The organism is Blautia faecis, from assembly GCF_020554845.1.
Taxonomy (GTDB): Bacteria; Bacillota; Clostridia; order Lachnospirales; family Lachnospiraceae; genus Blautia_A; species Blautia_A faecis.
This window is the reverse complement of the sequence record NZ_JAJCIA010000016.1, coordinates 31,561-52,403: the sequence shown is the minus strand read 5'-3', so window position 1 is coordinate 52,403 and position 20,843 is coordinate 31,561. Positions and strand designations below refer to the sequence as shown.

Genomic DNA, 20,843 nt, shown 5'->3' with positions numbered 1-20,843 from the left:
AATTCATGGATATCGTCTGGCGACAGCCCGGATTACGAATGCAGCCGGCAGCTGCAGGAGCGCAACAGGCGCCAGACAGCTGAGTTTCAGATATGGTGAATATCCGTTTTATAACAGATGAAACATCATGGAAAGCGCCAGTGCCACAAGGGCAACCAGAAGGATCACCATTGGATTCTGAGGTTTTTTCACCTTAAAATCACTGATAAACAGCACTCCGACTACTACCACTGCCACATGGATCACCAGAAGGAAATTTTTCCCGCATCCTCTTCTCAGCAGATAAAGGAACGGAAGGATGATCGCCATCGAAGTGATTGGCAGACCTTGGTAATAGTGACGAAGCTCGGAGGTCTCGTTCTGTCTCTTCTCTTCCATTACGTTAAAGTAACCCAGACGGATTACAGAAGCTACACAATACAGGCAGAGAATGATCACTCCTGGGATATGGTTCATTCCCAGACAATAACAGATCATTGCCGGAAACACACCAAAACATACCACATCACACAGGGAATCGATCTGAATTCCAAATTTCTTCTCATCCTCTGTACGGTTCTTCTTTGTACGGGCGATTTTCCCGTCAAACATATCACAAAGTCCGGACAGTGCCAGACACAAAATTGCAACTTTGAAGTCTCCCTCCAGTGCTCTTGTCATTCCAAATACGGAAACAGCGAGACTGATGTATGTAAGCACCACCGTATAATCATAAAATCCAAGCATATCCTGTTTCTCCTTTTTCAAACGTTCTTCCTTCATTGCAGTTAATTACATCCTTTGTATCTCTTCGTTTTTTCTTCCAATGGTAAGATGTGCCACACAGGTCATAAGTGCACTGATCAGCATCTGTCCGTAATAGGAAATCCCACGGCTGAGCAGCATAGATGGCAGCAAAAGCGGTCCAAATACGGGCACAAACATCACCATATATAAAGTCTCGCTGATTCCCATGCCTCCCGGAAGAGGAAGCATATCCACAGATACGGAAATCACCGCCTGTAAAATAGTAACGGTCAGGATTCCATACTCATGGAGTCCCAAAGCGCGGTACACCCAGTAAGTGACCGTAAACAGAATACACCTCTGCACAAATGTAATGATAAATACATTCAGTATGATCCGCTTATGGCTGGCCCAGAAGGCTGCCGTTGCGTGATACTGGTCCATGGAAGCCTCCAGCTTCTCAAGCCTTGCTTTTTTTGGCTTCAGAATCCGGACATGCTCAATGATCTTCAGACCTTTTACCATGATCCATTTCGCAAGGCCTGGGGCAAACACCAATATCATCATAAAGGTAACACAGAACACGTTCAGACCCACGCCTAGATAAAACACCCACATATAGTCCCCAAGATAGCCTCTCAGGAAATCACCGCCCAGAAAACAGATCAGAACACCGATCACTACAAGAACTGCCTTGTAGGTGATGGTAACGATCATCAAAACCAGAGTGGTTACCGGAATAGGCAGTTTATCTTTTTTCATGTAAAAGATCTGCATGGGCTGTCCGCCTGATGCAGACGGAGTAATACAGCTGAAAAAAAATCCAACAAAGGAATACAGTGCACAATGAGTCATTTTCACACTGGCTCCAAGTGTTTTCATCATATAAAAAATGATAACCGATTCGCCAAGAATAAAAAATACCACGCACACAAGACTCAGAAGCAGATATCTTCCATCAGCTTCCCTGGCAGTACGGATAATATCCCCGATGTCCTTGCCGCGAAAAACCAGGTACACGGTAAGACCGAAAACGATCACCAGAAATAACAGGTTGAAAACCGTTTGCTTTTTACTCATAATATTATTTTCTTTCTAAAAAATTGTCGGTACAGGAACCGCGAACTCCGCTTCGCTACACTCTGCACATAGATAAATCACTTCATTATAACACACCCCACCCCAAAAGCATATCATAAATTATACGAAAATGGAGGTTTGATTATGAATCCGCTTCTGGAAGTAAAGGATGTGTGCCTTTCTTACCATAGCTTATCCGGGGAAACGGCTGCCCTTTCTCATATATCTTTTCATCTTATGCCAGAAGAGTTTCTGGCTGTCGTAGGGCCTTCCGGTTGTGGAAAGTCCACTTTGCTGAATCTGATCTGCGGGCTTTTACATGCGGAAAGCGGAACCATTCTTATGAATGGAAAGCCACTGAACAAGGACAGCGCCCGTATTGGCTATATGCTTCAAAAAGACCACCTTCTGGAATGGCGCAGCATCTACCGCAATGTTCTCCTTGGACTGGAAATACAAGGCGAACTCACAAAAGACAATCTTTCCTATGTAGATGAACTGTTAAAGCTTTATGAGCTGGACAAATTCCGTAACAGTCGTCCAAGCCAGCTCTCCGGCGGCATGCGGCAGCGAGCGGCACTGATCCGCACTCTTGTATTAAAACCGGATCTTCTGCTTCTCGACGAACCATTCTCCGCACTTGATTACCAGACACGGCTGAATGTAAGTGATGACATTGGAAAAATCCTAAAAAAACAACGAAAGCCGGCTATTCTTGTCACTCACGATATTTCCGAAGCCATCAGCATGGCAGACCGGGTACTGATTCTTTCAAAGCGTCCTGCCACTGTAATAAAGATTGTTCCCATTGATCTGGATATGAAAGACCGCACGCCCCTTTCTTCGAGAAATGCCCCGGCTTTCAAATCCTACTTTAATCTGATCTGGAAGGAGTTGAATCAGAATGCATGAACCTTCCCCCACTCAAAAAGCATATCTTGCCCGTCAGAAAAGGGACCGTCGCCTTGTTGTAAGCGCAAGGCTTCTGGTCTTTCTTATTTTTCTGGCACAATGGGAAATCCTGGCAAGGGCTGGCTGGATCGACTCTTTTATCTTCAGCAGCCCCTCCATGATCTTCAAAACCTTTGTGGAGATGGCCAAAAACCACTCGCTGTTCATCCACATTGGCGCCACCCTGAAGGAAACTCTTCTTAGTTTCCTCTTCGTAGTAGTCCTGGGTCTTGGCATTTCCATTCTGCTGTGGGGATGCCCCAGACTTGCAAAAGTACTGGAGCCTTATCTGGTAGTGCTGAACAGCCTTCCTAAGTCTGCCCTGGCACCCCTTCTCATTGTATGGCTGGGTGCCCGTCAGCGGACCATCATTGTTGCAGGTATGTCTGTGGCAATTTTTGGATCGATTCTGAACCTGTATACAGGCTTCGGGGAGATCAGCCAGGAAAAGCTGAAGCTGATCCGCACACTTGGAGGCGGTAAAAAAGACGAACTTTTAAAAATTGTTTTGCCCTCCTCCGTGCCCCTTATTCTTGCAAATATGAAAGTAAATATCGGTCTTTGCCTGGTAGGGGTGATCATAGGCGAATTCATCGGTGCAAGACAGGGGCTTGGCTACCTGATCATATATGGCAGTCAGACATTCCAGTGAGTACGCATTCTGACAGTTTCCACAAAATGCTGTCCTCTTCTCTTTCCAATTTTCTATAACGAAGTGCAGTCCCGTATTTCTTCAAAAAAAAAATTTAATTTTATTTTTCAAAGCCACTCTTTTCGACAGTCAAAGGCAATCCTCTCCGCTCCTCTTTCCAGATGGATCACACCGCATTCCCTGAAACCAAATTTCTTCAAAGCGCCCTGCATGGGCTTGTTGTCCTCATGGGTATCAATGCGCACATATCCACTTCTCTCCAACCCATAAGAAAAAGCAGCCTTGGTCACACCCTTCGCCACTCCATTGGAAGCAACTCTGTGAATCACACCGTAGGGCTCCCTGTCACTGTGCCATTTACCATTTTCGATCACACGGTAAGTAGGATCTTCTCCTGTAAAAAATACAAATGTTCCCACAATTTCCCCATTTTCCACGCATACATGGGAAATTCCTGTTTTTATATCATTTTCTACCGTGGAAACTTCCGGGTAGCGATCCTCCCACTGGTTTGGATTGCCGTTGTTTTTCATAAATTCCCGGGCAATTTTATATAAGTTCAGTATCTGTGGCAGATCCTGAAGTGTAGATTTTCTGATATTCATAATACTGTTCCTTTCTACCTGTTCGGACAAAATATACCGCACAGCAAGGCGTGCAGATTGCGGGAATGATTTTTCAAACAGGCTCTAAGTAATGTCTGTAACTGCAGACATGACGGGCAGTTACGATTTTTTCAGTATAGCATATCAAAGGTCTCTGCCGCAATAATGCATTTTCCCTGTTTCTTTACCACTTTCAGATGATCCGGATAAATCAGAATTTTATCCACCATTTTTAACTCACATAATACGCAGGCCTTTAGAACCACACGATGTTCTTTTAAAAACTGCTCTGTCTCCCGAAGCCTTTTTTCCACTTCTTCCTGTTCCTCTGCCAGAAAATCCCTGTTCTTCTGCCTGCACGTTCTGCTGCCGGTGTTGTTCTTTAATTTATTTTGCAGTTCCCTTTCCTTGATCTGGTAAAGAGATTCTTCCACCAGGCCTTCCAGATATTTGTCCAGCAAAAGCTGTTGCTGGTATTTAATCTTTTTTTCCAGCTGTTCGTGCTTTTCCAAATTCTTCTTTTGGTTTTCTTCCAGACTTTCCTTCAAAAGCTGCACAAAAAAATCCGTAATCTCCCATTCCTGATCTGGCAGGATTTCTTTTCCTCCGGACCTTTCCAGAAGAAGAAACAACTTTTCCTCTTCCAGATGGATATTGGCACAGCCGCCTGGCTTTTCCTCCTTTTTTCTCCCCTGTTCCAGATAAATTTTGCATTTCCATTCATGGATTTTATAGTTTTTTCTCTTTCTTGTTGTCCGGTAAAAAGGAGCCCCGCACAAACCACAGACCAATTTTCCGCTAAACACATGCTTTCCCGGATTTACTCCAAAGCACCTGGCCGTTTTCTCCTGATTTCCGACAGGTTTCTTTCTTTTGTCGATTTCTTCATTGGCAGCCTTCCACAGTTCTTCTGACACAATTGCCGGAATCCGGTTTTCATAAATATAAAACTGTTCCTGTGGATTTTTTACCACCTGCCTGGTATCAAAATCATAATGTTTCCGGTTCATGACCACAGTACCTTTATTGACAGGATTTCGGATCATGCGGCGGATATCAGAATCGGTAAAAAAGCTTCCATTTCGTTTCTGCACACCATCCTCCCGCAGGATCCGGGCGATACATCTGCTGCCAAGACCTCCTGCACAAAGCTCATACATTTTTCTTTTCACCTGTGCCTCTTCCTCTATGATTGCCAGGCTTTTATCTGGCAGCTTCCGGTAACCATAAGTATTGGAAGTAAGCATCAGGGCACTTCCAGTCTTTTGCCGGTTCCGGTGGGCGTTATTGATCTTACGGCTTAATTCCCGGCTGTATTCCTCTGCCAGAATTGCCTTGATTCCAGTGATCAGACTGTCATCTGCACTGTAAAAACGGTTTTCCAGATAGAGATACAGCCGTTTGCCACAAGTCACGAGACGGTCCACAAAAACATACCAGTCCTTTGTGTTTCGCATCAGTCTGTCCTGGGATTTTATCACCACAATCTCAAATTTATCTCTAAGAAGGTCAGAAAAAAGCCGCTGGTACTGTTCCCGTCCCCGGGTGCTGGTGCCGGACCTGCTTTCTATATATTCATCCTCTAAGGACCAGTTCAGGCGGCGGACGCATTCTCTTGCCTCCGCCGCCTGTCTTATAAGCGCATCCTTCTGGCACTCCTCTTCTGTACTGCACCGGCAGTAGATCACTGCCCTGGTCATAAAGTGCCACCGTATTTTTCTATTTTTTCCTTCAAAACCAACAATTCAGCTGAGGTAATCCATTTTTCCTCTGCAAGAATATCTGCGATTTTCTTTAATAGTTCCTTTTTCTCTGACAATTTTAAATTTTCCTGATTTTTCCGGCTGGTAACAGACCGTGGAAAAACGGATGTGTACTGCTCTTCTTGCTCCCAATTTAAGGATTCCGCCAGACTCATACTATCAACTCCGGTTTTCATGCCTTATGGTATAATATGCAGTTCTTCCTGTCTCTGCCATATTTTTTTCTATCTTCCAGGCGGATTGTCCAGCATATGCCACTCCCACTCCGGATCAATAACGGCATCCGCACTTTCCATAACTGCACAGTCCTTATCACAGCCATCCACTGCACAGGCGCAGGCCATACCCGCTTTCTCAAAATGCCCTGGCACACCTTCATAACGCACGCACCATAATCCACGATAGTGCATCCGTTTACATAGGCCATATTCATACTCGTATTTCACTATTTTTTCTGACATTTCTCTACCTCTTCCAACTTTTCATTACCGTTTCTTCCGAAAGTAAAGGGACCGAAAGCCACTCTATTTTTCCTTCTGCCATAGTATATTTCTGCCATTCTGGTAAGCGCAGTCCATTGCCAGCCTTACGCCAGGCTTTTCTGTCATGGGATCTTCAATTCCCACAGACAGCGCATATCCCTCCTTCAAAAGTGCCGGAATATCCCGGGTTTCAAATACAGTCCGGGTAATAAGCTGTGTATCCGGTAAAACAGAAGAAAGAAGCATATTGATTTCCGTCTTATCCACTGTATTTCCGGAAGGATCCTCCAGATACAGATATACCGGCCAGTTTTTGTAAAACGGAGCAACGCCGTCATTATTCCAGGTCAGGCACAGGCAATCTTCCTGCCCCTCCCTTTTCCAGGCAGCTTCTGAGATCCACAGGCGGTACCCCATATTCAAAAGCACTTTGTCATAGCCATCTTTATACTGACTGTCTGCATATTTCGGACCTAAAAATGTAGTGTGAGACCTCCGGACCAGTTCTACAGTCTGATCCAGATCTGTCACCAGCATCTGCTCCATGGAAACAGAGCTGGTAAATTCACCGCCCGATGGAGCTGTCTTCCAGAAGTCTGGCATACTGCCAAGCGCATCTTTCTCCTCTGCCTGTCCATAATCTCCACCTTCCTGAATCCAGGTCAGCCATTCCTCTGTGGACTCTTTATGCCCGGTCATATCATTATAAAGCCCCATTCCATAAGCTTCTGCAATATGAAAAGGTCTTCTCATAAGCCTGTTTACGCCGGGAAAAGCTTCCAGCCAGGGCATAATATACTGGTTTCTTACAGCTTCCTCAGGGATTCTCGTAATCCCATCGCTGTAATTTACATGCCACTCTCCCCAATGTCCAAGACTTCCAAGCTCAATATAACTGATCAGCCCGTCTTTTCCAAAATGCTCTCCAAGGGCTTTGATTGCCTTCTCATGCTCTTCTATAAAAACCTTATTGTTGTAATCCGGTGAATATCCTTTTCCATATTCACCGTCATACCAGGTTCCGTCTTCCCCCGTCTTCTCATACAGCCACCGGGGGATATCCATATGTTTCTCATCACCTGGAATGTCACAGACAAAACGAAGGATCAGATGCTTTCCTTCTTTTTTCCACCTGTTTATCTGGTTTTCCTCTTCTATGGAATCCCAGGCATACACCCCTTCTTCCGGCTCTAATTCTGCCCAGGTAATGTCCATATACAAAAGCGAAATATCCTCTGACACATTCTCATACCAGGCACTTGGTGCATATCCCATAAGCGGATTTCCAAAAATCTCCTGGGATTTCTGAAACTGCTTTTTGTTTCCATTTCCGGAAGACCACCATTGATAACCTGCGCCAGCTGCCAGAATGACTATCAGAATCAGCAACATTGCTGCCAGAATCTTTTTCATCCGTGATATTCCCCATTATACTGAATCAGAGTGACATCTTCTACCTCTTCAATGCTGCGGATTTTTTCCATAAAATCCATGTCATTTTGTCGGCAGTACAATTCCACTGCCATCTCTGTTTTTTCTTTGCGCATGGTCTTGGATTTGACAAAATACTTTCTTTTTCCAAAGCAGCGGATTACCTCATCCCCTGCCTGGTCTCCTGCATAGTGGATCACTGCAATATAGATTTTTCCTCTCTGCTGTTTGTGATAAAACAATACAATCATCAGGATCATAATCGCAGCCGCCAGAAGCGCCAGGACATACATTCCCGCTCCAGCCGTAATTCCTGTGGTGATTGCCCAGAACAGATACAAAAGATCCATAGGATCCTTAATTGCTGTACGAAAACGGACAATGGACAACGCTCCTACCATACCAAGTGAAATTACCACATTGGTACTGATAGCCAAGGTTACCATACAGGTAAGCACTGTCATTCCAACCAGAGTAACAGCAAATGTTCTTGAAAAAACAACTCCTGCGTAAAACTTCCGGTATACCAGATAGATCAGCGCCCCTAACAGCAGAGCCGCCGCAAGAGCTGTGAGAATCCCCGGAACATCATAATTGGTAAACGCTCCGGATTCCAGAACTGATTTTTTGATCATGTCCTTTACACTCATAAAAAATTCCTCCACTTATCTCTTTGTGCTTTTTTGTAATTATTCAGAAGGCAGTATTTTGCGAGATATTTTTTTGTGAACATAGTTCACAGTTATACGTTTTCTTTTTATGTCTCATACCAGTACTCGAATCCATTCATATACCTGGTTTTCTCATAACAGAGTACATATTTGGAAACTGCTGTAAATTCCGCTGCTGGCGGTGGCAGAACATCGCGTAAAAGCTGGGGAATCATTTCTGTAAACTTCACTTCCAGAATCAGTTTTCCAGGTTCCAGCACAGACAAAGCAGGCAATCCAGGATCAAAAATATCATAACTGCCAATAGCCGCTCTCACATCTGAATCAAAGGTGATCCTTACCGTTCCGGCATCCAGGATCCAGGGAATCCGTTCGTAATCCACAATGGTCCTTGGCCGCATCATATTGCAGGTACATTCTATGTAAAATTCCCGGCATAGAGAGTGGGGACTGTACAAAAGGAACGCATAGTCCCCCTTCAGGATTTTCTCCACCTCTTCTCTTGTAAGCGGTGCACTCTCTTTGTAAATATAACTTCCAAACTTCTTTTTCCGCTCCAGTTTGATAAATTTGTCATTATTGTTATAAATCCGGATCCTGTATTTTTTTCGCATCAGTACCCCGGCTTCCTTTTCTGCGTATGCACTGTTCCAGTAATCCTCAAAATACAGACTGCGGATATAATATCCCCCTTCCCCGGCATGGGGATCCGGCTGTAGAAATGGCTTCAGCCTGAGCATAAGCATTTCTTTTTCACTGGTACTGATCAGATACTTCCATTCATTTCGAAATGCTTCCCTGCTTTTATTCCTCATAAATATCTTCCTCGATCTGACCATCTTCCGTTACATAGATGCACCTCATGCCATACTGCTTTCCTTCATCTGTAACATAATAGTCAAAAGCATCCTGTGTTTTTCCCTTTTCATTGGTTGCACGCACACGGATAAAATACTGTCCTGCTTCCGGAAGCTCCAGCTCCGTTTCCGGGATCAGAAGACCATCCTGTGTATAGATCACATCCTGAAAAAGATAATCCTTTGCTATCTCTACAGAATAAGTAATATCCTCCGCGTCAAAGGAATAGGAATTATCCCAGTTTATTTTCATTTTATTTCCCTCTGCAACAGGAACACCAATATAAAACGGCATAGGCTTACTAAGACTTTCTACATAGAGCTGATAATTTTTTTCTATTTCTTCCGGAAGTGATGCAGCAAGCTCATCATATTGTTCACTGGTAAGAGGTGCATAAAACACATCCGGCATCTCATAAAGATACGGCTTCACCACAGTCTTGTATTTTTCAATCATAGTGCCCAGTCTCTCTTCACTGAGATATTCTTTCAGATCCAGAATGGCCTCATCCAGCTTTTCCCGGAAACGCTCTGATTTCAGACATCTCTGGAACAGTACATTTCCCCAATAGTTACTAACGCCGGATTCCCAGCTTTTCTGATCACTAAAACCGGTTATCTTATATTCAGGTCTCATCAGACTGCCATCATTATCCCAGGGAATAAAATACCAGGTATCTGAATTTAATGGACTATATAAATACACGTTTCGGCTCTGGGTATCCACATTTCCCATCAAAATCTGAAATCCCATCCAATATGTAATATTTTCCTCATCAAAGTATTCTTCCAGAACCGTGTCAATTGGTATACTGTAGTCATTTACTGCTTCAAGCATCTGAATCAGTTTCCTATGATCGGTACTTCCCTTTATCTCCAGCAATTTTTCAAAAGCAGCACTGTCGTAGGATGGATCATCCTGGAGTTTTATCACATCTTCATATCTGTAAAATTCAAAAGAATTAATTTTATAAAGCTGTCCATTGGAATCCAGTCCATGATTCTTCAATCCAGTCTTATTCAGCTGCTCTACCTGGGTATACAAGCCATAGTCCTCAAATTCAGCGTCAGCAGAACCATCTGTGGTATCTTTTACATACAGATGGACGAACTGTGTTCTCAGACTGATCAGCTGGGGAATGCCCTTCAGCAGGTCATAGGCGAGCTTGTTCCGAAACCGCATTCCTTCTGTCATATGCTTGTTCAGATTAATGGTTCTCTGCCCGCGCCAGGTTCCTTTATTTTTCTTCAGCTCAATCTTATAGTTTTTCTGGGCATTCCGGCTTGAAGTCTGCCCACGGATCTGTACCGTGGCATTGGGAATATTCTCCCCATATCCTACCATTCCCTCTGTCGGACCATTCTCATTCCCTATCTGTAAAAGTGCAGCCGCCTGATATCTGTCTACTCCCATCTCTTCATAATCATAGACAGAATAACTATTGATTTCTTCCCATGTATGATCTGTATTTTCTGAAGAATTCCCCTTTGAAACAGTGAGGTACATGGTAACCACGCTGGTATCGTCATCGTTTTCATAAAGACTGTCCTTATCTCTTAAATGAACCTGGTCAATATCCCGGGATTCTGCTTTTTTTATCTCCTGTGACGTTTCGGATGCTGTCGGTTCTTCTGTATCTGTGCTCTCATTTTTTTCTTCCGGCACTACATCTCCATTTCCTATACAGCCTGCGAATAAAGACATGGTCATACTTCCGGCAAGAATACATGCAATTTTTTTATATTTTTTCACTGTTCTGACTCCTTTCCAGTTTTTTACTGAGGAAAAAACCAAGTCTGGAAAACTTTCCTCTTTTTTCCCTGGCCACCACAGGCTGTACACTCAAAATATAATAGGGCAGCCTCTTTGTATAATAGTCCAGACGAAAGGCTGCAATCAGAAAAAACACTGCGCTGCCTGTGAGAAATCCGAAACCATAATATACTCTTGGGAAAAACAGGGATATTACTGTAAACAGCACAGTTCCTCCTGCAAAACATCCGGAGGCCGCCAGCGCTCCTTTGTAATCTGTAAAATATAAAAGCAGCAGAAGTATGGTATTTGCCACTGCATAAATGCCATATCCCACGCAGAGGGTTCTGAAATACCCTTCCATAAGATCGTTAAATCCAAGCGGCACATACTCCAGGAGCAGTCCGCCAAGAGAAACAGCAAGTGCTGTAGCAAGGAGCTGCTTCAAGGCCGTGTATTTTAATTCCACATTCAATACCTTTAACATTTCCTCACCAGCCTGGGTAATATCTCCTACAGCACCTTTATCATTAAATAAACTGTAGTAGTTTTTATATTTCGGATAAAAATTCACCTCCACAGAAACCACAAAGTTTACTGTTGTTACCAAAATTGTAAGAAATGCCACAAGAGCTGGCACATCATGGTAGGGTGCACCAACAAACAGTCCCTGCACCTGTACCTGAAGCGGTCCGACCCACATGATCACCAAATGGGCAAACAGTCCAATATTGATAAAAAGCCCGGTAAATGCCAGAGGCAGAAACTGATCCACCCATCTTAGGAAAAGGAAGGCACCCTTTTCCCCTTGGGGAAAATACTGATACAAAAGGATCACATCCCACAAAAGCATCACTCCGTATCCCACAGCCACTGCAATCAGAAGAGCTTCCACATGGGGAATCCCCAGCATCAGCAATACCCAGCCGGATATAAATGTGATCACAATAGCAGCTGTAAATGACAGCATGATTGCTCTGTAATCTTTGATTGCAGTGAGATAACTCATTGCATTCCAGGTGACGGTCAGCTCTCCAAAAAGCCACAGACACAGCAAGCTGTCCATAAGTCCTGCTCCGGAAAAGATAAGAAAAATTCCATACAGAATCCCGCCGGCCACCAGCATGATCCCTGTAGAGCCCCAGAAAGAAGGCAATACCATATCATATTTTTCTTCGTACAGCATATCCGCAATAAACCTGGTAACTACCATAGACAAAAAACTGGTAACTGTCAGGGAAAACAAAAGGGTATACGTGATCATACACACCAGAAGTTCCCGGCTGTGTCTGCTGCCTCCTGTTTTATCACAAAGATACATAACACCAAGAAGCAATACAATTCCAAGAAGCATTGGACCGGTACATACGACTCCCGCATATCCGTAAGCTCTGAAGGAAGCAAACAGTCCCCGGCTGTTAAACAGTTTTTTTAGTTCAAATCCGATTCCGGCCATTTTTTTGTATCACCTCCTCATAAAGCTCCCTGTACAGACGGATCATGCGTTCCTGTCTGTAATAAGCCTTTACCCGTTCCTGTCCATTTTTTCCCATACGAAGCCGCCTTCTTCTGGATTCACACATTTTCTCCATGGCAAGAGCCAGTCCGTCACGATACATAGGTGCCACATAATAGCCTGCCTTTCCATATACATCCTCTTCCTTTCCTTCCAGAAGTTCCCGACAGCAGCCGACATCTGTGGTAACACAGGGACGTCTTGCAGCAAAGGATTCCAGCACAGACAGGGGTTGTCCTTCTGAAATGCTGGTAAGGATGGTAAAATCCAGTTTCTCCATATATTTTACAATGTCCACACGCCCTGTAAATATAATGTTTTCCAGCTTCAGCTGTTTCACCAGCTCGTAACATTCCTGTGCATATTCTTCATCATCGACTCCTCCCATAATGTGAAGGCGTACATTTTTTACATGTGCAGACAGTTCAAAAAAAGCGTAGATCATGGTCTTGATATCTTTGATAGGAGCAAGCCTTACTACTGCTCCAATATCCACCCAGCCATCCTCTTCTTTCAGGGGGATTCCAGACAACCTGTCATAGTCGATCCCATTTTCGATAACCCGGCACTTCCCAGGTGCACAACCCATCTGAATCTGAGTGCGCATTGCATTTGTAAAAAGACAGGTCACACGAAATGCCCTCTGATAGATCATATCTGACAGCATATAAAAGAAAGCGATCCACTGTTTCTTAAAGGATGGAACCACCCACTTGGCACGGATGATCTCCTCCTCTCTTTCCCTTGTATAAATTCCATGTTCTGTAAGAAGAACATCCTTTTTGTACACATAGCCGCCCAGACAGGCCAGAAGTCCGCCGTACCCGGTACATATGGCATGATACACATCCGCCTCTGGCACTTCACTTCCCATAAGATACAGAACAGGAAGGAGCATGGAACGCATGGTGTGAAAGGCATCTGCAAAAGCAATATACGGATACTGTTCCTTACAGATTTTTATAAGAAGCTCCAGGAAAGTCTCACTTTTCAAAAAAGCCATAGGGTTTAAATGTTTATCATGATACAGGGAAAACAACGTCTCCCAGTCCGGTCTCCTCATCTGCATCAGCTCGCTCAGACTTTCTAGTTCTTTTTCGGAAAAAATATGGGACATTTTCCCCTTTTCTTTCACCTGGAGCGCATCATCCAGAAAAACCTCATGAACCTCCACAACATTCTCTGGAAGTTCATAGACAAATTTTCCTCTTTTTTCTGCATTTGCCCCAATAACCCAGAGCACAAATTCATGCTCCTGCATCTGATTGATATACTGGTGCATCCATGTGGAAACACCGCCGAACACATAAGGATAACACCCTTCCAAAACCAGACAGATTCTCACTGTTTTCTCCTTTTATCTGCATTTTCAATACATATGTTTATGTTATCAATAGTAAAAGACCTTTTGACACTGCTGTCATTATATTTATTCGAACTCAATGTACACATCTTCCTGTTCTGCGCTCAGCAGATACAGATTCCCAGCAGCCTGAGTCAAGTCTCCACCAGTCACACGCACCGGAGTTCCTTTATTCATTCTCACCATCAGATACGCCTGATCGTAAAAATTTCCCAGATGAAGATGCACTTTCTTGTCTGTAATGTATTTCTCCACGGTCAGGGCACCATATCTTTCAATGGCACCGGATAGCTGGGAGCCTGTAAGATTTCGAAGTGCCGGTGCTGCTTCATTCAGCCAGGTCATGTACTCATCCAGACGGTTTTTCAGCTTTTCCCAGCCAAGGGCAGCGCCTCTGTCCTCATCCAGAAGGTCATCCGGATGCATAAAATGTGTATTTACAAAATGCATATTCAACTCAGACAAAGCAGCCATCTGCATATAATCGTCAATGATCGCACCGGAAATAATACGCGGCTGTTCTACGATTCCATCTTCAGCCACTTCAAACTCCTGCACATAAGCATAGTCGCCGGAAAAATAATTGCTGGCAATAGTACGAATCTTGGGATACAGGGAACCCAGCAGTTTCCTTCCCGCTTCTGACAAAACATTAGAAGGAGGAACATAAACAGACATGGTAGTCTCCGGAAACATTTCCTTTCCAAAATCCATCAGCTCTTTCATTGCTTTTTCCATGGCAGAAAAGCTTGTCCAGGTCTTATAGGGAAGTGCATCTCCATAATCCGTGTCTGACAGGCTGAGCGGCTGATGATTATAACCGTGATAACCCAGTTCCCCGCCCTGATGAAGGATCATATTTCCAAAATACTGGAACCGCTGTACATCATCCTGGCGTTCCGTCTCTCCGTCTGTTTCATCCTCATAATTTTCTATTATAACTCCTGTATATTGCACATTGTGAGTCGTAGCAAGGGCGATCATATCCGGCCACCAGATATTGGTATAGAAATCCGCAATACTGGTGCCATAATCCCTTTTTATATAAGTTCCATCTCCATTTGGAACTGGGGAGGGAAAATCATCCAGATAAAAGACGGATCCGTTAATCACCGGATATACCCCCACATCTGTAAGAAGACTATAGGATGCAGCAAAAAAGCCTCTGAAAGCTTTTTCATAAAACCCAAAATTATCTACTACAAACTTTCCGTTTCCATAATCAGCTTCCCAAATCAAAGGAACGCCTGACGTATCATCTGCCCAGGCGTATACCCTTGCACGCTGACTCAGCTCCACTGCCCAGGCCGATTCGTAGCCGTCTGTGACTTTGTATGCTTTTCCGCCTCCGACGAGAAACTCACTGTCGAAATAAATGCTGTTTACCATGGCATCTGTGTAACCTGAGGATACAATTCCAAGCTTCTGCTCAATAAGGGATACATAAGTATCTTTTTGAAGAGTAAGGGCGAACATGGCACTTCCGCCTTCTTTTACCCAGTCGCTGATCTTCAGCACATTTTCTTTCAGCGGACTTAAATCGCTTAAAAGAACGACCACAGTCTCATAATCAGACAGATCATCCGGTATACTTTCATGATTTACATCAACCAGATCAGTACCCACCTTCATGTCCTTAAAGATCTGCTCGAACTGGATCCACGCCATGGTGCTGTTCGCCTGACTGCTGTCTGTAAGAACAAGGCAGGTTGGCTTTAGTGTCTTTATCGCAGTTTCTTCCATAACCACTTTATCTGCATCCAGATAAGTCAGTTTCTTTGCCTTTTCCCGGTAGGACAGACCGGATCGTTCTGCAAACAGAATGGCTCCTATAAGCAGAAAACAGCCCAGGATCACCAGAATTCCCTTAAATTGAAAAGCTTTCACTTTTTTGATCCATCCAGCCAAAATCCCAGTGCCTCCTTTCCTCTGGAAGAAAGATAGATATGCTCTTCCTTCAATGCCTGTAAGCTCTGTTTCAGTTCTTTCCCCATTTTCCGTTCTGCCAGATACCGAATTTTCCAGATCCAGTATTCTTCACCTCTGTGCCAGTTCTGATCCATGATTTTCAATATTTTTTCTGCCAGAAAAAAATCCCTTTGCACCATAAGATTTTCCATCAGGCAGACACAGGTATGGAGATTCACCTTTTGTTCCAGCTGTTTTAACAAAAGCTGGGTATACTGGTTTCTGTAAATCTGTTCCATCTGCTTCTCCATAAAGCCCTGACTCAGATATTCTTTCAGGAAATCACAGTACTCCTCCAGAATAACAGGATCATCTGGATCATTCGTATATTTTTTCTCAATTTTTTGTAATCTGTAATCATATTCTTTGGACAGTTCCACCATGGCTGTAATCGCATAATGGACTACCTCCACATCCTCATTCATTCGTGCCTGCTTTAATAATTCCACATATTCCCCCGGGTTATCATTCAGAACGTTCATGATCAGTTCCCGGCGCCTGGAAGGATCATTCAGAAGAAGGGCCTCCTCCAGAGGAACCACATCCCTGTCATTTTCCTCCATGGCCGGAAACATGTTCTTATAAATTTCCTCGTTAACCCTGAGCTTTTCAACTCCCACTGTTTTCACCTGATCCGTACCGAAAAAAAGCTGAAAATGTATGAGCAGGACACACACCGGTCCCCAGACTGGTACAAATACGGCAAGAGACAGCATGTACATCTTTACTTTCAGAAAACCTGTGCGTATTCCTGACCAGATCAGTATACAAATGATCAGATGAATCGCCAGTGCCGTGATTCCAATTGCTGTTTTTGTCATGATTCCACTCCTGCTGTCTCTTTTCCTGCCGGAACATCAAGTACCTTTCCCTCAAAGCCATTTCTTTTCAGACGTTCAAGGATGACTGGCAATGCCTTGTCATCTGCCTGGGTCAGGATCAGATATAACTCCCCTTCCGGAGAAATACCACGGATATCGTTTTCTCTGATACAGCTGTCCAATGCCTCATCCGCATCCTCAATGGTCATATTCCCATACTTCAGTTTCAGAAGGATATAGGATGCCATCTTCTGCTCACGCATAGAATGCTGAAGCTCCAGACTTTTTTCAAAGTATTCCGGCTTCAGGATCCTCGTATTCTCTACATATTTCTTGTATTCCGTGGCTTCCTGATATTCAAGAGCACGTAAAAGAGATGTTTCTACAAGACCACATAAAATCTGAAACAGATTCATATAATATAAAGTCAGCTGCCCGTTTCTTACCTCCTGAATACAGATCAGCATCACCAGACTGCCTTCTTTCCTGATACCAGCCATATACATGGGATAACCTTTTACGAAATCCCGATTTGCCCATACCTGCCCTTTTTCCAGGGTATCCATGGCAAGCGTATACTCGCTTAATCTAACAGAAGCAGAGTACATTCCCTGAGACTTGGGAGATGCAGCTTCCAGCCTGCCATATCCGTTTTTCTGACTGAGAGAATAAAACGCAAAGGTTTCATTCTCCAGAACCTCTTCCATAATGTGCATAGTTTCAATAAACAGTTCCTCTGGCTGTACAATATCCAGCTTTCTGGTAATGTCAAAAATCTTTCCGAAGCTGTCCTTACTGCCCAGGATTTGTTTTTTGTATCTTTTTTTGTCCTGAAGGGTCTCCTGGTACAGATCACGCATAAAGAGAAATTTTTCCCGGATCAGCTGATTCTTCTCTGATATAAATTCCAGATTTTCCCTGTTTTTCATTCGCACATAGCCACACACGGCACCTGCAGCAAAATAAAAGATAAATGGTATCCAGTTAGCCGGTTCGTAAAAAAGAGTATACCACTTTGTTCCCTGGCTTTCATATGCCAGAAGCAAGGATACTGCCTGGGCTGCTGCTCCGGCAATCCCATATCCCAGACCGTAAAGACTTCCAAACAAGACAATAAACACAAGACGCAGATCAATCATCTTAAACTGAGCCTGATTTCCCAGAAGACGCTGCAAAAATTCAAACGCCAGAAAGCAGACCACAAACTCACATACCCGCAGCCATCTTTTGTCCTGATTGAAAAGCCTGGTAAGCCAGCTTGCTTTTCCCCCATTGTTTTGTGTGTATTCTTTATATTCTTCATACATTTCCGAAATATGATCTAATACTGAAATCTTTGGAAACCAGTTATAGTTTATTCGGATCTGTCTGTCGTCTTCTTTTATTTTTTCTACAACGGCACTGCTTTTATAGATAATGGAAACCGGGGATAAAACCTTTTTCAGTTCTTCGGTCACATCCTGAAAACAGATGTCAAATACATCTGGCACATTCAACACCTCTTCCTCATCATTCCAGTTATCAAAAAGCTTGTACATCAGTTCTGCCAGATCCATAGAATATAAAAAACAGGCTTTCTGCTCCGGAGCTTCCCGAAAAAACAGCTTCTGGCTCTCTTTCGAAGCCTGGAAAATTTTGTAAAAGAAATCTTTTTTATAGGTTCCGGAATATAAATAGGGTACTCGCAGTATTTTCACCCTCAGACCGTACAGTCCCGCATAGCGTCTGCACACATCCTCTGCATTTTGTACCAGCAGAGTCTTGCCTGTTGGTACATCAAACATTCCCTCCGGTCCTGTCACGTAAAGGAAATGGCTTTGAACCCCTTTCCTGCAGTATTGCAGGATCTTGCGCAAATTCTCTGCTTCCCCTTCCAGTTCTCCATGTAAGGTCAGATAATTGGAAAAATATACCACAGCTTCAAATTCGTATGTTCTGAAAATATCTCCAAGTTCCAGTTCCGTCCTGGGAAATGGTCTGGAAATAAGTTCCCTTCTCCGGACTGTCTTTATCATTTTATTTCCAAGTACCATTACCTGACATTCTGGAAATGCTTCTTCTACAAATTCTTCTGTCACATAGCCGGTATTCCCGGCCAGCAAAACCTTCATATTCTTCTCTCCTGTTATCCTTTAGAATCTCTTCTGTCTGTTTAGGATACCTTATTTCGGTCAAATATCCTATTGACATTTTTACAAAATTTTTTCTGAATTTTATATAGTTTTCTTTCAGATTGCAGACACACTTCTTCAAGCTTACCTGGGTGCTGATGTCCATTGTGGTTTTGTGTCTGATTGCCATGGGGCTATATGGAGTTCTCTCTTTTATTGAAAAACACTATCTGAAAAAGCTTTGATGTGAAATGCACCCAGAAAATCCGGCATATTTTTACAGAAAAAGGAAGGGGGACGCGGCACCTTTCACACGTCTCCCTTCATTATTTACGATAAATCTTCTGCCAGTTTCGTCAGCCATTTCACTGCATTCTCCACATTCTCTGAATTAGCGAGAACTCCGATCTTAACAGGCTCATAGGTCACCTCAAGTTCCTCTTCCAGTTCATCAGAATCAATGGTAATGCTGTATTTGTCATCCTGCTCCCCAAAGGCCTGGTAAACCTCCTCTGGCAAAAGCTTTGTCAGATCCATAAAATACTCATCTTTGAACTCAAAACCGTCCATATAATCTTCAGAACCAATAAGCACATCCACCGCCCTGGCAGATACTTTAGTGGTAAAGGCCATCTGGCTGTAGGATTCCAATGCAACTCCGTCTTCACCGGTGCGCAGGCTTTCGTCTACTGTGACGATTTCATATGGATCATCCTGGATTCCCAGCGCTTCCTGCACCTTTTCTTCGGCTTCCTCCTGCTTCGTTCCGTAGGAGTCAATTACCATAACCGTAAGTGCTGTATGGATCCTGGAATTTTCGTAAAGATCTTTTACAAAAAAGGCTATGGCGATCACCGCCACAATGGCTGCCATCTGAGGCTTATAATAGGCCCAGATATACTGAAGCTTTCCCTTCCAGCCCATACTGGCAAGCTTCATTTTCTCAAGTTCACGCTTCTCTTTCTTCGTCAGATCGGTCTCGTGTTTGTAACGGATGTCGTTCTCGTCAATTTTCTGCGGTTCTTCCTGATTTTCGTCTTTTAATTCGATTCTCATACATTCTCCTGTGTTCTGTAAGAAAATCCAAGGTCTGATTCCTACCTCTCTGATCGATCCAGGACTTGCTGTCTTATGTAGTCCTTACCTCTGATTTTCTCTCTGTGATAGTTTTATATTGTAACACGTTTTATATATTTTGAACAGGTTTTCCGAAAGAAAGTCACAGTTCTTTCACACTCTTTATTCCTGCTCACGATCTGCCCCACAGCAGCAAGACGTTGCCAGGAAATTGCAGCTTTCCGATTGCTGTTCCAATATCATCTTTGAAGGTATTTCATTTTCTCTAACTTCTTCACGCCCTCAGCCAGCTCCCGTCCAGTCTTGCAAGCAGTCTGGCATTGTGATAGGCCATCCGGAGAGTCAGACAGGTTCGTCCCAGATATTTGGCCCCATCCGGAGTTTTCATACAGGCCAGTGCCAGATCGGGAATTCCCGGGTTCTGAAGGCAGATTGGGATTAAAAGCTGAATGGAATGGTTATAATACTGAGGAATGGCAGCCTTGTAGTCTGACTCCAGTATTCGTCTGGTCTGCTGTAAGGCTCCATCAAAAAGCTGTACCCGCATGCCGCTCTCCCTCACTGCGGAAGGAAGCCGCTGCACATTTTCCTCATCATCAAAAATATGCTCATACTGAGGCACCACCGGCAGCTTGGTATCAAACACCAGATCGGAAGGATTTTCCACATAGGAAGCCCTGGGTGGAAGATCCGTAATTTTTATTTTTAAAAGTGAGTAGTCTGTATAAAATCCTTCCAGATACCATTTCTGTCTGTCCGGTACTACATTTGGAACAAAATAAGCATAAATCGGCTGATAATACTGATTAAAGAGTCCTGTATGAAAAAGGGCATATTCTTTCTCTTCCCGTACTTTTCCTTCCTCATACAGTCTGCGGAATGTATTTTCCAGATAGCCTTTCAGGATCCCGTTATCCCCGGACTGCCCAAAGCTCCACTTCTCAGGGGATATTCTGGCCAGGTTCTGGATCTGCCGGTTATAATTACCGCAGTAGGTAAAATCGAATAGGTTCATG

At 43.7% G+C, this 20,843-nt stretch carries 20 protein-coding genes; 2 read left to right on the top strand and 18 right to left on the bottom strand.

What is annotated here, in order from left to right:
* Window positions 1-108 precede the first annotated feature (108 nt).
* The gene (locus LIZ66_RS09660; RefSeq protein ID WP_118581519.1) at window positions 109-726 is read right to left on the bottom strand and encodes a CDP-alcohol phosphatidyltransferase family protein; all 618 of its coding nucleotides are present in this window, start codon (window positions 724-726) and stop codon (window positions 109-111) included.
* A 45-nt stretch (window positions 727-771) separates the two neighbouring features.
* On the bottom strand, window positions 772-1,806 hold the full coding sequence (locus LIZ66_RS09655; protein WP_179988298.1) for a lysylphosphatidylglycerol synthase transmembrane domain-containing protein: 1,035 nt from the start codon (window positions 1,804-1,806) through the stop codon (window positions 772-774).
* Window positions 1,807-1,950: 144 nt separating this feature from the next.
* On the opposite strand from LIZ66_RS09655, the gene LIZ66_RS09650 reads away from it, so the two are divergent.
* Both LIZ66_RS09650 and LIZ66_RS09645 read left to right on the top strand, forming a co-directional pair.
* A complete protein-coding gene (locus tag LIZ66_RS09650; protein WP_118581408.1) occupies window positions 1,951-2,718 on the top strand; it encodes an ABC transporter ATP-binding protein in 768 nt (255 codons plus the stop codon).
* Complete coding sequence (locus LIZ66_RS09645) at window positions 2,711-3,409, top strand: ABC transporter permease (protein WP_195478125.1); 699 nt, start codon at window positions 2,711-2,713, stop codon at window positions 3,407-3,409. Before LIZ66_RS09650 ends, LIZ66_RS09645 begins: the two co-directional genes overlap by 8 nt.
* A 107-nt stretch (window positions 3,410-3,516) precedes the next feature.
* Here LIZ66_RS09645 and LIZ66_RS09640 read toward each other — a convergent pair whose 3' ends face one another.
* The 16 genes from LIZ66_RS09640 to LIZ66_RS09575 all read right to left on the bottom strand — a co-directional run bounded on the left by LIZ66_RS09640 (window position 3,517) and on the right by LIZ66_RS09575 (window position 20,842).
* Complete coding sequence (locus LIZ66_RS09640; protein ID WP_227200765.1) at window positions 3,517-4,014, bottom strand: GNAT family N-acetyltransferase; 498 nt, start codon at window positions 4,012-4,014, stop codon at window positions 3,517-3,519.
* A gap of 14 nt (window positions 4,015-4,028) precedes the next feature.
* A complete protein-coding gene (locus LIZ66_RS19970; protein WP_368072623.1) occupies window positions 4,029-4,091 on the bottom strand; it encodes a DUF6783 domain-containing protein in 63 nt (20 codons plus the stop codon).
* Between the two features lie 54 nt (window positions 4,092-4,145).
* On the bottom strand, window positions 4,146-5,714 hold the full coding sequence (locus tag LIZ66_RS09635) for a recombinase family protein (protein ID WP_177969028.1): 1,569 nt from the start codon (window positions 5,712-5,714) through the stop codon (window positions 4,146-4,148).
* A complete protein-coding gene (locus LIZ66_RS18565; RefSeq protein WP_255610631.1) occupies window positions 5,711-5,833 on the bottom strand; it encodes a hypothetical protein in 123 nt (40 codons plus the stop codon). Before LIZ66_RS18565 ends, LIZ66_RS09635 begins: the two co-directional genes overlap by 4 nt.
* Before the next feature lie 168 nt (window positions 5,834-6,001).
* A complete protein-coding gene (locus LIZ66_RS09630) occupies window positions 6,002-6,238 on the bottom strand; it encodes a hypothetical protein (protein WP_173735146.1) in 237 nt (78 codons plus the stop codon).
* Window positions 6,239-6,301: 63 nt separating this feature from the next.
* Window positions 6,302-7,672, bottom strand: a complete 1,371-nt coding sequence (locus LIZ66_RS09625) for a DUF4832 domain-containing protein (RefSeq protein WP_226837905.1) — start codon at window positions 7,670-7,672, stop codon at window positions 6,302-6,304.
* Window positions 7,669-8,340 carry a DUF4956 domain-containing protein gene (locus LIZ66_RS09620; RefSeq protein ID WP_226837904.1) on the bottom strand — a complete coding sequence of 224 codons (672 nt, stop codon included), beginning with the start codon at window positions 8,338-8,340 and terminating at the stop codon, window positions 7,669-7,671. Before LIZ66_RS09620 ends, LIZ66_RS09625 begins: the two co-directional genes overlap by 4 nt.
* A gap of 107 nt (window positions 8,341-8,447) precedes the next feature.
* A complete protein-coding gene (locus LIZ66_RS09615; RefSeq protein ID WP_226837903.1) occupies window positions 8,448-9,176 on the bottom strand; it encodes a polyphosphate polymerase domain-containing protein in 729 nt (242 codons plus the stop codon).
* The gene (locus tag LIZ66_RS09610; RefSeq protein WP_226837902.1) at window positions 9,166-10,971 is read right to left on the bottom strand and encodes a CotH kinase family protein; all 1,806 of its coding nucleotides are present in this window, start codon (window positions 10,969-10,971) and stop codon (window positions 9,166-9,168) included. The genes LIZ66_RS09615 and LIZ66_RS09610 overlap by 11 nt, the downstream gene beginning before the upstream one ends.
* A complete protein-coding gene (gene pelG / locus LIZ66_RS09605) occupies window positions 10,958-12,427 on the bottom strand; it encodes an exopolysaccharide Pel transporter PelG (RefSeq protein ID WP_226837901.1) in 1,470 nt (489 codons plus the stop codon). Before pelG ends, LIZ66_RS09610 begins: the two co-directional genes overlap by 14 nt.
* On the bottom strand, window positions 12,408-13,832 hold the full coding sequence (pelF, locus tag LIZ66_RS09600; protein ID WP_330634163.1) for a GT4 family glycosyltransferase PelF: 1,425 nt from the start codon (window positions 13,830-13,832) through the stop codon (window positions 12,408-12,410). The genes pelG and pelF overlap by 20 nt, the downstream gene beginning before the upstream one ends.
* A gap of 84 nt (window positions 13,833-13,916) precedes the next feature.
* The gene (locus tag LIZ66_RS09595) at window positions 13,917-15,758 is read right to left on the bottom strand and encodes a DUF2194 domain-containing protein (RefSeq protein ID WP_226837900.1); all 1,842 of its coding nucleotides are present in this window, start codon (window positions 15,756-15,758) and stop codon (window positions 13,917-13,919) included.
* The gene (locus LIZ66_RS09590; RefSeq protein ID WP_226837899.1) at window positions 15,734-16,639 is read right to left on the bottom strand and encodes a hypothetical protein; all 906 of its coding nucleotides are present in this window, start codon (window positions 16,637-16,639) and stop codon (window positions 15,734-15,736) included. Before LIZ66_RS09590 ends, LIZ66_RS09595 begins: the two co-directional genes overlap by 25 nt.
* Window positions 16,636-18,750 (bottom strand): NAD-dependent epimerase/dehydratase family protein, encoded by a 2,115-nt coding sequence (locus LIZ66_RS09585; RefSeq protein ID WP_226837898.1) that lies wholly within the window; start codon window positions 18,748-18,750, stop codon window positions 16,636-16,638. The genes LIZ66_RS09590 and LIZ66_RS09585 overlap by 4 nt, the downstream gene beginning before the upstream one ends.
* A 330-nt stretch (window positions 18,751-19,080) precedes the next feature.
* On the bottom strand, window positions 19,081-19,806 hold the full coding sequence (locus LIZ66_RS09580) for a hypothetical protein (protein WP_226837897.1): 726 nt from the start codon (window positions 19,804-19,806) through the stop codon (window positions 19,081-19,083).
* Between the two features lie 295 nt (window positions 19,807-20,101).
* Window positions 20,102-20,842: a DUF3825 domain-containing protein gene (locus LIZ66_RS09575; protein WP_148462258.1), complete on the bottom strand. Its 741-nt coding sequence runs from the start codon at window positions 20,840-20,842 to the stop codon at window positions 20,102-20,104.
* Between the last annotated feature and the right edge of the window lies 1 nt (window position 20,843).